Source organism: Paraferrimonas sedimenticola, from assembly GCF_002282855.1.
GTDB classification, from domain to species: Bacteria; Pseudomonadota; Gammaproteobacteria; order Enterobacterales; family Shewanellaceae; genus Paraferrimonas; species Paraferrimonas sedimenticola.
In genome coordinates this window covers 157,405-171,633 of sequence record NZ_NRIR01000002.1, presented here as the reverse complement: position 1 = coordinate 171,633, position 14,229 = coordinate 157,405, and the positions used below count along the sequence as shown (strand labels likewise).

General features: G+C 51.4%; 15 protein-coding genes. 6 read left to right on the top strand and 9 right to left on the bottom strand.

Going from position 1 to position 14,229, the window contains the following annotated elements; translation table 11 throughout:
* The first annotated feature begins 23 nt into the window (after positions 1–23).
* From CLC93_RS04180 to yacG, 5 genes are read left to right on the top strand one after another with little or no spacing between them, the layout of a single operon-like run.
* Positions 24–1,268, top strand: coding sequence for a type II secretion system F family protein (locus tag CLC93_RS04180; RefSeq protein WP_095504695.1), 1,245 nt, complete (start codon positions 24–26; stop codon positions 1,266–1,268).
* 31 nt (positions 1,269–1,299) lie between these two features.
* The gene (locus tag CLC93_RS04175; protein WP_095504694.1) at positions 1,300–2,175 is read left to right on the top strand and encodes a prepilin peptidase; all 876 of its coding nucleotides are present in this window, start codon (positions 1,300–1,302) and stop codon (positions 2,173–2,175) included.
* Positions 2,176–2,195: 20 nt separating this feature from the next.
* Positions 2,196–2,816: a dephospho-CoA kinase gene (gene coaE, locus CLC93_RS04170; protein ID WP_095504693.1), complete on the top strand. Its 621-nt coding sequence runs from the start codon at positions 2,196–2,198 to the stop codon at positions 2,814–2,816.
* A gap of 3 nt (positions 2,817–2,819) precedes the next feature.
* Positions 2,820–3,563 (top strand): cell division protein ZapD, encoded by a 744-nt coding sequence (locus CLC93_RS04165; RefSeq protein ID WP_095504692.1) that lies wholly within the window; start codon positions 2,820–2,822, stop codon positions 3,561–3,563.
* A complete protein-coding gene (gene yacG / locus CLC93_RS04160; protein WP_095504691.1) occupies positions 3,563–3,778 on the top strand; it encodes a DNA gyrase inhibitor YacG in 216 nt (71 codons plus the stop codon). The genes CLC93_RS04165 and yacG overlap by 1 nt, the downstream gene beginning before the upstream one ends.
* Here yacG and ubiA read toward each other — a convergent pair.
* The 8 genes from ubiA to lptM all read right to left on the bottom strand — a co-directional run bounded on the left by ubiA (position 3,775) and on the right by lptM (position 11,561).
* On the bottom strand, positions 3,775–4,644 hold the full coding sequence (gene ubiA / locus CLC93_RS04155; protein WP_095504690.1) for a 4-hydroxybenzoate octaprenyltransferase: 870 nt from the start codon (positions 4,642–4,644) through the stop codon (positions 3,775–3,777). The genes yacG and ubiA overlap by 4 nt on opposite strands.
* A gap of 73 nt (positions 4,645–4,717) precedes the next feature.
* Positions 4,718–6,889: a DNA helicase II gene (gene uvrD, locus CLC93_RS04150; protein ID WP_095504689.1), complete on the bottom strand. Its 2,172-nt coding sequence runs from the start codon at positions 6,887–6,889 to the stop codon at positions 4,718–4,720.
* A gap of 66 nt (positions 6,890–6,955) precedes the next feature.
* Positions 6,956–7,672 carry an HAD-IA family hydrolase gene (locus tag CLC93_RS04145; protein WP_095504688.1) on the bottom strand — a complete coding sequence of 239 codons (717 nt, stop codon included), beginning with the start codon at positions 7,670–7,672 and terminating at the stop codon, positions 6,956–6,958.
* Positions 7,669–8,589, bottom strand: a complete 921-nt coding sequence (gene xerC, locus CLC93_RS04140) for a tyrosine recombinase XerC (RefSeq protein WP_095504687.1) — start codon at positions 8,587–8,589, stop codon at positions 7,669–7,671. Before xerC ends, CLC93_RS04145 begins: the two co-directional genes overlap by 4 nt.
* 2 nt (positions 8,590–8,591) lie before the next feature.
* Positions 8,592–9,275 (bottom strand): DUF484 family protein, encoded by a 684-nt coding sequence (locus CLC93_RS04135; RefSeq protein WP_095504686.1) that lies wholly within the window; start codon positions 9,273–9,275, stop codon positions 8,592–8,594.
* Positions 9,272–10,102 (bottom strand): diaminopimelate epimerase, encoded by an 831-nt coding sequence (dapF, locus tag CLC93_RS04130; RefSeq protein ID WP_095504685.1) that lies wholly within the window; start codon positions 10,100–10,102, stop codon positions 9,272–9,274. The genes CLC93_RS04135 and dapF overlap by 4 nt, the downstream gene beginning before the upstream one ends.
* A 32-nt stretch (positions 10,103–10,134) precedes the next feature.
* Entirely contained in the window at positions 10,135–11,379 is a 1,245-nt protein-coding gene (gene lysA / locus CLC93_RS04125; protein ID WP_095504684.1) for a diaminopimelate decarboxylase, read from the bottom strand.
* Between the two features lie 11 nt (positions 11,380–11,390).
* Positions 11,391–11,561: an LPS translocon maturation chaperone LptM gene (gene lptM / locus CLC93_RS17810; protein ID WP_245837079.1), complete on the bottom strand. Its 171-nt coding sequence runs from the start codon at positions 11,559–11,561 to the stop codon at positions 11,391–11,393.
* A gap of 83 nt (positions 11,562–11,644) precedes the next feature.
* On the opposite strand from lptM, the gene cyaY reads away from it, so the two are divergent.
* A complete protein-coding gene (gene cyaY / locus CLC93_RS04120) occupies positions 11,645–11,965 on the top strand; it encodes an iron donor protein CyaY (RefSeq protein ID WP_095504683.1) in 321 nt (106 codons plus the stop codon).
* Positions 11,966–12,010: 45 nt separating this feature from the next.
* Here cyaY and CLC93_RS04115 read toward each other — a convergent pair whose 3' ends face one another.
* On the bottom strand, positions 12,011–14,059 hold the full coding sequence (locus CLC93_RS04115; RefSeq protein ID WP_095504682.1) for a class I adenylate cyclase: 2,049 nt from the start codon (positions 14,057–14,059) through the stop codon (positions 12,011–12,013).
* Positions 14,060–14,229 lie beyond the last annotated feature (170 nt).

Below are 14,229 nucleotides of genomic sequence, written 5' to 3'. Positions count from 1 at the left end.
ATAACTAAGAGCAAGGAGCCGCTATGGCCACGGCATCTGCAAAGACCAAATCTAAAGCCTTACCGGTTCAAACTTTCGTTTGGAAAGGGTTAAATCGCAACGGCCAAAAAGCCAGTGGTGAAATCAAAGGTACCAGTGCTACCGAAGTGCGCACTATCCTCAAAGGCCAAGGGATTTCTCCCAAGTCAGTTCAGAAAAAGTCTAAGCCGCTATTTAGCTTAGGCGGGCAAAAAATTGTCCCTATGGACATCGCCATGTTGACTCGCCAAGTTGCAACTATGCTGTCCGCCGGGGTCCCCTTAGTTACTGCCATTGAGTTACTCGCCAAAAGCCATGAAAAAGAACCTATGCGCAACCTGTTGAATACGATTTTGGCAGATCTCCAGTCTGGTATTCCCTTTTACGAGTGTTTGAAACCCCACAGAAAATACTTTGATGGACTATACGTTGATTTGGTGAAAGCAGGTGAAGCGTCAGGTTCACTAGATATCGTTTTTGACCGTATCGCTTTGTACCGAGAAAAAGCAGAGGCACTGAAGTCCAAGATCAAAAAAGCGCTATTTTACCCAGCCGCAGTTACCTTGGTGGCAGTTGTTGTAACTGCGATCCTACTAGTTAAGGTTGTACCTCAGTTCCAATCCATTTTCGAAGGGTTTGGTGCGGAGCTTCCAGCATTTACGCAACTCTTAATCACCGCATCCGATTTCATGCAAGCATACTGGTTCATTATGCTCGCAAGCGCTGCAGGAGCGGGATTCGCATTCAAAAAAGCCCACGAACGCTCACAAAATGTTCGAGACAGAACCGATGCGATTCTCCTGAAAGCGCCAGTATTCGGCGACATACTCCACAAAGCAGCCATCGCCCGATTCTCTAGAACCTTAGCCACCACCTTCGCCGCCGGTGTCCCTCTAATCGACGGCATGGAATCCGCCGCTGGTGCCTCGGGCAACGCCGTGTATCGCGACGCCATTATGAATGTGCGCAACGAAGTCATGGCCGGTATGCAGCTCAACGCCGCCATGCACACGGTTAACCTATTTCCAGAGATGCTGATTCAAATGGTGCAAATCGGCGAAGAAGCCGGTTCGCTTGATGACATGCTTAACAAGGTAGCCAGCATCTACGAGATGCAGGTAGACGATGCGGTCGACGGTCTATCCTCGCTGATCGAACCTATCATGATGGTGGTTATTGGTACTATTGTCGGTGGTTTGATTGTTGGTATGTACTTACCAATCTTCCAGATGGGCGACGTCATTGGCTAAGCCAAGAATTAACAAAGAAAAATAATAAAAGATGCAGCAGCTAATTGAATTAATGGCGCAAAACAATGCGCTATGGCTTTCCACCGCTTTAGTATTTGGACTAGTCGTGGGTTCGTTTTTGAACGTGGTAATTCACCGCACCCCAGTATTACTAAAGCGTCAGTGGCGGGAAGACTGCGCCGAACTAGTGCCCGATGCGCCTGCCTATGATGACGGCTACCCCAAGCGCTACAACCTGGTGACCCCAAATAGCACTTGCCCAAAATGCGGACACGCCATCAAAGCCTGGCAAAACATCCCGGTTATCTCTTGGCTACTGCTAAAAGGTAAATGCGCTAACTGCCAAACGCCGATTTCCAAGCGCTACCCAATCGTCGAGACCATCACTGGCTTGATGATTGTGGCCGTCGCTCACGCCTTTGGTCCCACCTGGACCTTCCTATTTGCCGCGCTTTTCACCTTTACTCTAATTGCCCTAACCGGCATCGACTTAGATGAGATGTTGCTGCCAGACAATATGACCTTACCTCTGCTGTGGCTTGGTCTAATAGTTAACGTCTCGGGTACCTTTGTCCCTTTGCAAGATGCCGTCATCGGCGCTGCCGCCGGCTACCTGTCCCTCTGGAGCGTTTTCTGGTTGTTTAAACTAGTCACTGGCAAAGAAGGAATGGGATACGGCGACTTCAAACTGCTAGCAGCGGCCGGTGCCTGGCTGGGTTGGCAAATGCTGCCCATGATAATTTTACTCTCGTCCTTGATTGGTGCTATCGTGGGTATCTCATTGATGGCATTCAAAAAACTACAGCAAGGCAATCCTATTCCGTTCGGCCCTTATATTGCGGGCGCGGCTTGGGTGGCGATGCTCTGGGGCGAGTCTATTTGGCACTGGTACCTGAGCATGCTGTAAACAACAAAAAAGACAGTGCAATGGCAGACTATATTATCGGGCTGACCGGCGGTATTGGCAGCGGCAAGACCACAGTAGCGAATTGCTTCGCTAAAAAAGGCATCGTGCTCGTAGACGCGGATCTCATCGCTCGGGATATGGTTGCACCAGGTAGTCCCGGTTTAGAGGCCATCATTGAACACTTTGGCGCCGAGGTATTGGCCAACGACGGTACGCTCGACAGAGCCAAGCTCAGGCAAAAAGTGTTTGATAACGATGCCGAGCGCACTTGGCTAAACGGCTTGCTGCATCCGATGATCCGCAAGCACATGCTAAGGCAGGCCAGAGAGGCTGAATCAGAGTACGCCATTATGGTAGTGCCTCTGCTTATCGAAAATAGCCTCAACCAGATGGTAAACCGAATTTTGGTGGTGGACGTTAGTCCCGAGACTCAAATTGAGCGCACCATGGCTCGTGATGAGGTATCTCACGAGCACGTTGAAAACATATTAAAAGCGCAGGCTAGTCGCGATGAACGACTCACTTTTGCCGACGATGTCGTCAATAACGAACAAAGCTTGCCCGAGTTACAACAACAAGTAGATCAGCTACACGAGAGCTATTTAAAGCTGGCGAAGCAGTACCAACTAACGCAGGAATAAGCCATGGCCAATATTATGTTCGAGCAGCCGCTTAACGAAAAAGTCCGCAGTTATTTGCGACTCGAACATTTGGCCGAGCAACTGAGCAACCACGCCAATAAAGACACAGGCATGGAGCTGTTCACTCCCCTGTTTGCGCTTTGCGATATCACCGACCGTTGCGACTTTCGCAATGACCTCATCAAAGAACTCGACCGCCATCTCGCCCAAATCAAACGCTGGCGCAACGTCGAAAATGTCGACCAAGAGCAACTCAACGAGTGTATTCGCTCGCTAACAGAAATTCGCCGCGAGCTCTCCTACAGCGGCCGCTTAGGCCTCAATACTCGCAGCGATAAGTTTTTAAGCGCGGTACGCCAACGCTACAACATGCCCGGCGGTTGCTGCAGCTTTGACTTGCCTCAACTGCACTATTGGTTGGCCGGCCCTTGGTCAGTGCGCAAACAACAAATCGCTAAATGGCAAGGCGAGTTCGCTCTATTGTTCAACGCCATCGACGCCATATTGCAGCTGACCCGCCAAAGCGGTGAGTTTGTTACCCAAGAAGCCAAGAGCGGTTTTTACCAATACAGTTCAGATATGCCATTGGCGTTAGTGCGGGTAGAATTGTCGCGAGACAGCTTGTGCTACCCCACGGTTAGCGGCAATAAACAACGTTTCTCGATACAGATGCTAAGATTTGACAATCAGACCCGCGCCAGCAATGATGTCGCCTTTTCTATCGCCTGTTGTCCAGAAACTAAATAATGACCCTGACCGTAAACTGCCCAACCTGTAAAGCCGAAGTCCAATGGGGCGAACAAAGCCCGCACCGTCCATTCTGCAGCGACCGTTGCCGATTGATTGATTTAGGTGAATGGGCTAACGAATCCCACGTGATCCCTGGCCAAACCGATCCCAACGCGAACATTCCGGATGAGTTTGACCTGAGCGACGAGCAGCCATTCTTTAAAGAAGATTAACCAAGTGCGTAGGCGGCGATTACGCTGCCAAACAGCAACAGTCCCGAGTAGTTATTGTTTAAGAAGGCCTGGAAGCAGCGGGCCTTATCGCGCTTGAATATCAAAGCCTGTTGATACACAAAGGTACCAATCACCGCCAGCAGGCCTAGCCAATACCAGCTCGACAAACCTTCAAGACGACCCACTTGCACCAGCGCCACCACAGTAGCTAGTTGGAACATCCCAATCCAGTGGCGGTCGTATCGACCGAACAGAATGGCAGTGGATTTAATCCCGACTTTAAGGTCGTCGTCTCTATCGACCATGGCGTACATGGAGTCGTACGCTACCGTTAAACACCAGTTGGCCAAAAACAACCACCAGGTCGTGGCGTTAACCTCGCCCACTTGTGCCGCGTAAGCCATCGGAATCGACCAGCTCCACACCACCCCGAGCACCATTTGCGGCATATTGGTCACGCGCTTCATGAAGGGGTACAGCATGGTCAGCAATATGCCGCCAAAGCTAAAGTACACCGTCATGGGATTGAGCGTCAGCACTAAGCCAAAGCAAATCAGCCCCATCACCACAAACAGGTACAAGGCTTCATTCTCGCTGATTTCCCCAGTGGCCAGCGGACGCCCTTTGGTGCGTTCAACATGGGCATCAAGCTTGCGGTCGGCAAAATCATTAATGATGCAGCCAACGGCACGCATAAGCGCCACACCCACGACAAATACGAACACCACATAAGGAGTTGGATTGCCTTCACCGGCGATCCACAGCGCGGTTAACGTCGGCCACAATAACAGCAGTGTACCGATAGGACGGTCAATTCGCGTGAGACGGCTATAGCTGGAAAGACGGCTTTTAATTACTGCCAGCATGAAGTACTTCCTGAATGTCTTGTAATGCTTTTGCGCTCAAACTCAGTGTTGGCTCAAGCGCTTATAATCTATTTTAAATCGGTTCCAAACGAGCATAAGCGACCACCAGCCACTTAGCGCCAACCCTATCAAAGTGCACCTGCACTCGGGACTGTGGACCGTGCCCTTCGTAATTTACCACCACACCGGCCCCGAATTTTGGGTGACTGACACGTTGGCCCAAACTCAATCCGGTTTGCTCAAAGGTCTGCTCACTTTGATGAAAACGATTGGCCACTGAGCTGCTTGGTGTGCTCACCTGAGTTTTTAACCGAATTTCGTCTAGGTACTGGCGCGGAATTTCGCGAATGAACCGCGACGGCGCCGAATAATGCTCACGGCCATACAGACGGCGTTGCTCGGCATGACTGATAAACAGCTTTTGCATCGCCCGAGTCATGCCCACGTAGCAAAGGCGGCGCTCCTCGTCTAAACGATCCCCTTCATCGATGGCGCGCTGATTCGGGAATAAGCCTTCTTCTACCCCGGCCAAGAACACCAGTGGGAATTCCAGACCTTTAGCCGAGTGCAAGGTCATTAGCTGCACGGCATCCTCAAAGGCGTCCGCCTGACCTTCACCGGCTTCCAGCGCCGCGTGAGCCAAGAAAGCATCCATCTCGGTTAAGTTCTCTTGAGTCTCGTCGGGCTCAAAACTGCGCGCGGCAGTTACCAGCTCTTCCAAGTTCTCAATTCGAGCTTCGGCTTTCTCACCTTTTTCGGCGCGGTACATGTCCTTAAGGCCTGAGGCAATGATGCAGTGGTCCACTTGCTTGTGCATGGCCAAATCGCTGCACTCATCTTCCAGCTGGGCTATCAAGCTTAGAAAACCATTTACCGCGCTTGAGGCGCGACCCGCCAGCCCTTTTTGCTCAATTAAGAACTGCGCCGCTCGCCATAGCGTACTACTTTGCTCGCGAGCGGTGGCTCTCACTATCTCTAATGTGCGATCGCCAATACCACGAGCAGGGGTGTTAACCACTCGCTCAAACGCCGCGTCATCGTCGCGGTTGGCCACTAAGCGCAAGTAGCTCATAGCATCTTTAATTTCCTGGCGTTCGAAGAAGCGAACGCCACCATAAATGCGATAACTCAGTCGCTGTTGCAGCAGCGCTTCTTCCAACACACGGCTTTGAGCGTTGCCGCGATACAAAATCGCGCACTCGCTTAAGCTGCCGCCCTTATCGGCCCAGTCTTTAATACGACCAACGATAAACCGGGCTTCATCGAGCTCGTTGAACGCCGAGTACAAACCTATTGGCTCGCCATCTTTACCTTCGGTCCACAAGTTCTTACCTAAGCGGTCTGGGTTGTGGGCAATCAGTTGGTTGGCCGCATTCAGAATATTGCCAGTAGAGCGATAATTTTGCTCTAAGCGTATGGTCTTAGCCCCATCAAAGTCGGTCAAAAACTTCGACAAGTTCTCCACTCGAGCCCCGCGCCAGCCGTAAATCGACTGATCGTCATCGCCAACGATCATCACCTTGCCCGAGTCGCCGGCCAACATCCGGATCCACGCGTATTGAATGGCATTGGTATCTTGAAACTCGTCCACCAGAATATGACGGAATCGGTCGCGATAGTGGTTAAGTAGGGTTGGGTTGTTCAACCAGAGTTCGTGGGCGCGCAACAACAGCTCAGCAAAATCCACCAAGCCGGCGCGGTCACAGGCTTCTTGGTACAGCTGATATATCTGCAGCCACTGCTTTTCCATGGGGTGATAGCCAGCGTCCACGTGCTTCGGGCGCAAGCCTTCATCTTTCTTGGCATTGATATAGGACTGAGCCTGACGTGCCGGCCAGCGCTTGTCGTCAAGGCCTAAGCTTTTGATGATGCGTTTAAGCAGTCGGTGCTGATCTTCTGAGTCTAAAATCTGAAAGCTTTGGGGTAACTTGGCTTCTTGATAGTGAGCGCGAAGCAAACGATGCGCTAAGCCGTGGAAAGTACCAATCCACATGCGATTGCTAACTCGACCGGTCACCTGCTCAACTCGGCCCAACATTTCTTTAGCGGCCTTATTGGTAAAGGTCACCGCCAATATGGAGTATGGACTTTGTTGCTCGACTTGAAGCAACCATGCAATGCGATGCACCAACACACGAGTTTTGCCCGAGCCCGCACCCGCTAACACCAGCATCGACGATTGCGGCGCGCTAACCGCTTGACGTTGGTGTTCATTAAGGCCATCGAGTAAGTGGGAAACGTCCATTAGGCGGGCTCCGTGATAATACTTTTTAGGTTGGAGAAACGAACTCGCAGGGTGCTGCAAGTGCGCCTAGTATACCAGCTGGGCTAACTCCTGCAGCTCAGATATTTGCCAGTGAGGTAGGCTTCGATGCAGGGCTCTTGGTTGCTCATGGCCAAAGCCTGGATTCAGCCACACACTCACCGCGCCAAAGTCTCTGGCACCACCCACATCGGTTCGCGGGTGATCACCAATGTGCATCAGTTGCGAGGGCAAAATGGCCAGCTTTTCGCAGGCTTTGGCAAACATACACGAATGCGGTTTAGCCCGCTGGCCAACTTCGGCTTGCAACGTCAAATCAAAGCACTCTGCTAAACCACTAACATCCATATCCAAATTGCCATTGGTGATGGCCACCAGCGAATAGTCTTTTCTCAAGTCACTCAACAACTGCTTGGTAGCCGCGTCTACGTTGAGCTCGGAGCGTTTTTTGATGAACAATGCCATGGCACGCTCGGCCAAAGCCTGCGCATCAGCAATCTGATAGCGCTCAAAGGCCAACAGCAAGGTGGCCAATCGAGTTTGGCTGACCGAATGGTTTAGCTGAGGTGCAGCGCGCTGACAGGCCAGCTTTAAAGCAAACCAGTCTTTGTAGCTCCAACTAGCAAATCGAGCATCCACCCCTTCGAGAAAACCCTGAAGCTCATCAAGGGCAGCTTTCAGCGGCGGCCGGTTGTCGTAAAGACAGTCGTCTAAATCAAAACTAATGGCCTTTATCGGTCCATGTCTGAGGTAGTGTCGAATCATGATTTGGCTTTCTTGTTGGAAGCGCTTGTCTCTATAGCAGCTCGAGGATGCGCTTGATCATACACACTGGCCAAGTGCTGAAAATCCAAATGGGTATACACCTGAGTGGTGGATAAGTTGGCGTGGCCTAACAACTCTTGCACCGAACGAAGATCGGCGCTGCTCTCAAGCATATGAGTCGCAAACGAGTGCCTTAGTTTGTGCGGATGCACCCCGGCAGGCAGTCCTTGTTTTTGCGCCCAATGAGACAAACGCGCCTGAATCGCGCGATGCGACAAACGTCCGCCGCGCTGGCTAACAAACAGGGCGTTCTCACCCACTGTGGCCATATCGGTGCGAACCGCCAACCAAGCTTGCAGCGCTTGAATGGCCTTGCGCCCCATGGGCAGAATTCGTTGCTTGTTACCCTTACCCAAGACACTGACCAATCCCTCATCAAAGTTCAGATCAGCCTCATCCAGCGCCGACAACTCGGCTAAACGCAATCCCGATGAGTAAAACAATTCCATAATGGCCAAATCGCGCAGGGATATTGGGTCCTTGTCGTCAATACTCAACAGCGCATCGATACTGTCGGCATCCAAATTCTTGGGTAAGACTTTACCTACCTTGGGCGCAATCAGATTCTCAGCAGGACTGTCTTCAATCGCGTCACAACGCAGCAGATACTGATAGAGCCCTTTAAGCGCCGATAAGCTCAAGCCGATGGATTTGGCAGACAAACCCTGCTTCTTAAGACCGATCATAGCCCCTTGCAGCTGTGCTGAATTAAGGCGAGTCCAATCGACACGAGTATCCGCATCACCACAGATTAGCGACTGAATACGTTCAAGTTCAAATAGATACAGGCGAACCGTGTGCGCCGAGTACACCCGCTCACTAGCCAGGTGTTGTCGATACTCGGCGAGCCAGTCCATGATTAGGGAAGCAGCGGAAACTGATAGTTCAGCTGTTGGCGCAGTTGGTCTAGCAATAGGCTATCCATGCGCGAGTGAAAGTGTGCCGGGTCGTCGTGAGCAAACGCCAAAATGGCCGGAGTCTCGTCAAAGTCCAATTTCAGTAGGGCAACCGAACCCACAGGCGCGCGGAACAAGCTTTGACTTTCAGCGTCGCTCAACCGGCCAAAGTACTGCCCGGCGATCAGTCGGTGCTGATACACCTTCTGTGCACCGAAGTTATCTTTTTCTACCTCGACAATCTCTACGCGGCGAATGGCAAATTCCGCCTGCAAGCTGTCGCGCATCAAAGTCAAGATCTCATCGCGAGACTTGGCCTTTAGAAGCTCCAGACACAACGCCGAATTAAATCGGAAAATTTGCTCGTTGCGAGTAGCAACTGTCATCAGGTTGGTGATTTCTTCTTCGAGTTGGCGCATGCGTTGGCGCATGGTTTCTTGCTGGCGCTCAATCAAAGACACCGAGCCTTTTTGTTGATGGCTCAAGCGCAAGGTAAGCAGTAGCTCTGGATGATGAGCAAAGAAATCTGGGTGTTCTAGCAAGTAATCGCGCACCATACGCGCATCCAAGCTGGCCACATGCGCCAGTTGCTGTTCTAGTTCCTGCCCTAGCTCTGAGTTGAGTGGATTTGAGTGACTCGAGGTCATAGCTGCATTTGTCCGTCAAAAATGTGCTCGGCCGGGCCTATCATGGTGAGCGGTTTGCCCGCTCCGTCCCAAAGGATATTCAAACGTCCGCCTGTGAGTTCCACTTGCACACGTCGACCGAGTTTTCCCTGCAGTTTGGCGACAGCTACTGCTGCGCACGCACCGCTACCACAAGCCTGAGTTTCCCCAACTCCACGCTCGTAAACTCTTAACTTAACACGATTTTCAGCAAGAATCTGGACAAAGCCCACATTCACACCCTTTGGAAAACGCTCATGGCGAGTGATCGCCGCCCCTATGGTATCTACATCCGTGTTTTCCACATCGTCCACTTCAATCACACAATGCGGGTTGCCCATGCTGACCACACCGGCGAAAAAGGTCTGATCAAGCGCCTGAATCAAATAAGTCTTCTCTGACTTTTTGGCTTTAAATGGCACGCGGTTGGGCTCGAATTCTGGCACACCCATGTTCACTGCGACCAGATTGTCCTTTTCAAAACGCAGGGTCATTTTGCCGGCTGTGGTGCTGACCTTGACCGAGTTCTTGTTGGTCAGACCCTTGTGACGCACAAAGCGGGCAAAACAACGGGCACCATTGCCACACTGCTCCACTTCGCTGCCATCCGAGTTGAAGATACGGTAGTGAAAATCCAAATCTGGGTCGTAGGGTGGTTCAACCATCAACAACTGGTCAAAACCAACCCCTTGGTTGCGATCCGCTAAGCGCTTTATTTGCTCCGGTGAGAAGTAGACATTCTGAGTGACCGCGTCGACCACCATGAAGTCATTGCCCAAACCGTGCATTTTAGAAAATTGAAATAACATTCAATGACTCTTAAATCGTTACTAGCGCCAGTTTACGGTAATTTTTGCTCGCCTTGCCACAGTTGTTGCACGCTTTCGCGAGCCCGCACCACATAATCCTGACTCGAATCCACCATGATCTCGGCAACTCTTGGGCGAGAGTTGTAGTTTGACGCCATCGCAAAGCCATAAGCACCAGCACTGCGCACCGCCAGCAAATCACCGGCTGCTAGGCTAAGCATTCGATTCTTGCCAATGAAATCACCGGTTTCGCAAATCGGCCCAACCACATCGTAACTGTGCTCTTGGCCTTCACGGGGCACCAAAGGAATAATATTTTGCCAAGCCGAGTACAGCGCCGGGCGCAACAAGTCGTTCATGGCCGCGTCAACCACAGCAAAGCGCTTATCGCCGTTGCGTTTGAGGTACTCAATCTTGGTGACTAACACGCCAGCATTGGCCATGATGGCGCGCCCTGGCTCAAAAATCAGCTTAAGCTTTCGATCGCCAAGCTTCTTCAACAAAGCGGCGGCATACTGGTCCGGGTGCGGTGGGTTCTCATCGCCGTAGTTCACCCCAAGGCCACCGCCCACGTCTAGGTGTTCGATTTCAATGCCCATGCCTTGCAACTGATCGATTAAGCCCAATAATCGCTCTAACGCGTCAATAAACGGCGGGATTTCGATGAGCTGAGAGCCAATGTGACAATCCACCCCTTTTACCGCGATACCTGCCAACCCGGCCGCGGTTTTGAACACTTCAACCGCCTGCGACATAGGAATGCCAAATTTATTTTCCGTCAGTCCGGTGGAAATGTAGGGATGGGTACCAGCGTCTACATCTGGGTTTACGCGAACCGACACAGGCGCCACTTTACCAAGGCGTAAGGCCACCTGGTTAAGGCGCTCTAACTCAGCTTCCGATTCTACGTTAAAGCAATAAATGCCCGCATTCAGCGCCTGTTCCATTTCCTCGACGCTCTTGCCTACGCCGGAAAACACCACTTTGGCCGGATCGCCTCCCGCTTCAATAACTCGAGCCAATTCACCACCCGAGACGATATCAAAGCCGCTGCCCATGCGCGCCATCAAGTTGAGCACCGCCAGATTGGAGTTGGCCTTAACCGCGTAACAGATCAAATGCGGATGGTCTTTGACCGCGTTGTTAAAAGCATGCCAGTGACGCTCGATGGTGGCACGAGAGTAGCAATAAAAAGGCGTGCCATGACGCTCAGCCAGCTGGCTCAAGGAGCATTCTTCGGCGAACAATTCACCGTCGCGATACTGAAAGTAATCCATAACCTGCTCCGCTATTCTTGTTGATTAGAAGCACTTGACTCAGACTCTGCTGAGGTCGTTTGCGCTGGGGGTTGATTGGTCTGTTCTGGGTCGGCTTTGTACAGCGGACCCTTTTGCCCGCAACCGGACAGGCCGCCAAGACTCAACAACAGGCACAGGAAAAATATTGATAGAGTGCGCATCAGTGGCTTTCAGCTTCTTGTTTGATAAATGGTATGGGCTCTATAATCGCACTCATCATTCACTTTGCAAAGAGCTTAACTAGATGACCGATAGTGAATTTCATCAAGTCGCTGACGATTTTATGAATCGGGTAGAACACGCCATCGATTCCAACGAACTGGATATCGATGTAGACCGCAGTGGAAATGTGATGACCCTAGAGTTCGACGACGGTGGTCAGCTGGTACTTAACAAGCAAGAGCCGCTGCACGAGCTTTGGCTTGCCAGCAAACTAGGCGCCTCTCATTACCAATACCGCGGCGATAATAAAGATTGGTTCGACGAGCGTAACCAGATAACCCTAGATGTGGTGCTTATCGATATGGTTGACAAGCTTAGCGGCGAAGCTCTGGACTTGAGCTAATTGTTTTGGCCCAGTCGTATAAGCTAGTGGTTTGATTGAGTTGTGTTAGGGGTGTTTGCTAGATGGAGCCTCTTTCCAATGCAAGCGCCCGTTAGCAAACTGAAGCTCATAGGCTTTATCACCAACGCGCCACTCTAGCTCGTTTGGCCCTTCTTGCTGCGCACACTGAGTCAATGATTGCGCCTGTTGTAAGCGGACTCGAGTGGCCTCTATCAAATTGCGACTGGCTTTCGCTGAAGCACTGATAATTTCAATCTGTTCCCAATCCAGCTCAGGTTCATCAATCAGATCGCTGGCCGCCGCCATCAAAGCGTCCGCACCTTGATAATGTTGTACTCGCCAAGCGCCCCAGCTGGAGTAGGTCACCAATGCAACACTACCGAGTAAGTTGGTCTTGCTTTTACCCATGTGAAACACCGAACCGCCTAGCACATTGAGCGCAAAGCTATGGCCTTTTAACTCAGTGGTCGGGTCGATTTCGCTGTTCAACACCAAACTGACTTTCATTAAGCGAGTTGGCGCTTTTAATTGAGCCAAGCTGACCTTTTCAAAGCTGCGCATTGGCGCTCTAAAGTGTTTGGCGACTTGTGCTAACCATTTACAGGACTTTTTGTTGGGTTTTTCGCTGGAATTGGGCGCGCCCAATCGCCACTGAGTCTTGGCTTTACTGGCTTTGTTCAGCACAGCCCAAAGCACTAGATCCAAGCGATGGCGCGAGGTTTTCAATGGGCGTGGCGCACACCTTGGGCCGCTGCCGACTCGATGCGCATTGAGTTGCCAAGCGCCGTCTTTTGGCACAATAGCCAATATCGCTTCGCCAGTTGCCTTGCTCCAAAGCTGGTTAACTCGCTCGACTTGATGAGGGTCGGTGCTGAAACGCGTGTGCAAACGCCGAGTCAACAGCCCCAAATCATCAAGAGTGAGCTCGTGGTCCAAATGATGGTTACCGGCAAATTTCACCAAATGGTTGTAACTGGATAAAAGAATTTCATCCACTCGCTGGTTCATTTGCTGCAACTCGTTCAGGTCCCAGTACTGAGCCTGGTCGAGAAAAGCGATTTGATGCTGGGAGAAACCCCATTCGTTGACCAGTTCTTCCATGTATGGATAGCGCCAATCGCGAGGCTGCTTAGGGTCCGATAAACGCACCCCACTTTTCATGTAAAACCCTTGGCGCACCAGCTTGAGACGATCGTCATCGTAGTGCTGACTCAAATAACGACTGACTCTAGCCAATAATAAAACATAAGGGTCGTTGCTACAGGAGTAATCGCCGTTGCAGGCATTGCGCCAAAGAGTGGTAGACAGCAGTTCACCGCCGGGATATTCCTCTGAGTAGGCTTCTAGCAGCAAGGTCTTCATCAGGGATTTGTGCGGACGGGCCTGACCCTTGTGTAACTGCCAAAGAGTGGCGCCAAAGTATTCACTCGCGGGCAGTTGAGATAAGTCGCCCAGCTCTAACCCAAGCGAGCTCCGCCCGTACGCTCGCGGCCACCACTGAACCGTCAGTCCGGCGAGCTTAATGTGAGTACGATAGAACTCATCGAGCAGTAACCAATGCTGTGCCGACCCACTGGCATCTTCTTGAATCGAGCAGCGCTCACCTTTGACGAACTGATTCGGGTTAACCAGATAACAATTGAGCTCCATGCCAAAGTCGGCGAAATAATCGCTGATGCGATCGCATTTGAGCTTGAGCAGCTCCAGATCCCTGGGCTGCAACTCAGCTCGATAGATAACCCACAGGTCGATATCACTATCAGCGCTAAAGCCAAAGGTGCCGCTGCTGCCCATGACATAGATGCCGAGCAAGTCGGCATGCCCTTGGAAAAAGTGAGATGGACGTAGGAGTTCGTTTTGACGCAACGCAGCGGTGGACAGTTCTTGGTCGAACGCCTCGATACCGTGGGGCACATCACCTTCGATAAATCCGGGTAATGCGGGGTCGTGATAATGAAACAAGCTGGGCAAAAGCGCGAACTTGGCTTCAATGTGGGCTGAGTACAGAGCAACCGCACGCTGCAATCGCAACCGATTGACCCGTTCTGCCGTTTCAAAGGCAAATTCCAAGTCGGGCTCAAGCGCTAAGTTCAATGTTCCAACACTCTAATCGATAAGAAGAAAACTGTGACTATGGTAACAGTTTCCAACACGCCCTTCTAATCTTGTGATCGCGATCACAAAACCTAGGTGATGAAATTCCTGCCTAAGTCAAAGATTAAACAAGCGTCGCTTACATAAGCCTTGGGGCAGTGTTAGCATGA

Coding starts and splice junctions, on each gene's coding strand:
- CLC93_RS04180 (WP_095504695.1), top strand. CDS start 24: ATGGCCACGGCATCTGCAAAGACCAAATCTAAAGCCTTACCGGTTCAA.
- CLC93_RS04175 (WP_095504694.1), top strand. CDS start 1,300: ATGCAGCAGCTAATTGAATTAATGGCGCAAAACAATGCGCTATGGCTT.
- coaE (WP_095504693.1), top strand. CDS start 2,196: ATGGCAGACTATATTATCGGGCTGACCGGCGGTATTGGCAGCGGCAAG.
- CLC93_RS04165 (WP_095504692.1), top strand. CDS start 2,820: ATGGCCAATATTATGTTCGAGCAGCCGCTTAACGAAAAAGTCCGCAGT.
- yacG (WP_095504691.1), top strand. CDS start 3,563: ATGACCCTGACCGTAAACTGCCCAACCTGTAAAGCCGAAGTCCAATGG.
- ubiA (WP_095504690.1), bottom strand. CDS start 4,644: ATGCTGGCAGTAATTAAAAGCCGTCTTTCCAGCTATAGCCGTCTCACG.
- uvrD (WP_095504689.1), bottom strand. CDS start 6,889: ATGGACGTTTCCCACTTACTCGATGGCCTTAATGAACACCAACGTCAA.
- CLC93_RS04145 (WP_095504688.1), bottom strand. CDS start 7,672: ATGATTCGACACTACCTCAGACATGGACCGATAAAGGCCATTAGTTTT.
- xerC (WP_095504687.1), bottom strand. CDS start 8,589: ATGGACTGGCTCGCCGAGTATCGACAACACCTGGCTAGTGAGCGGGTG.
- CLC93_RS04135 (WP_095504686.1), bottom strand. CDS start 9,275: ATGACCTCGAGTCACTCAAATCCACTCAACTCAGAGCTAGGGCAGGAA.
- dapF (WP_095504685.1), bottom strand. CDS start 10,102: ATGTTATTTCAATTTTCTAAAATGCACGGTTTGGGCAATGACTTCATG.
- lysA (WP_095504684.1), bottom strand. CDS start 11,379: ATGGATTACTTTCAGTATCGCGACGGTGAATTGTTCGCCGAAGAATGC.
- lptM (WP_245837079.1), bottom strand. CDS start 11,561: ATGCGCACTCTATCAATATTTTTCCTGTGCCTGTTGTTGAGTCTTGGC.
- cyaY (WP_095504683.1), top strand. CDS start 11,645: ATGACCGATAGTGAATTTCATCAAGTCGCTGACGATTTTATGAATCGG.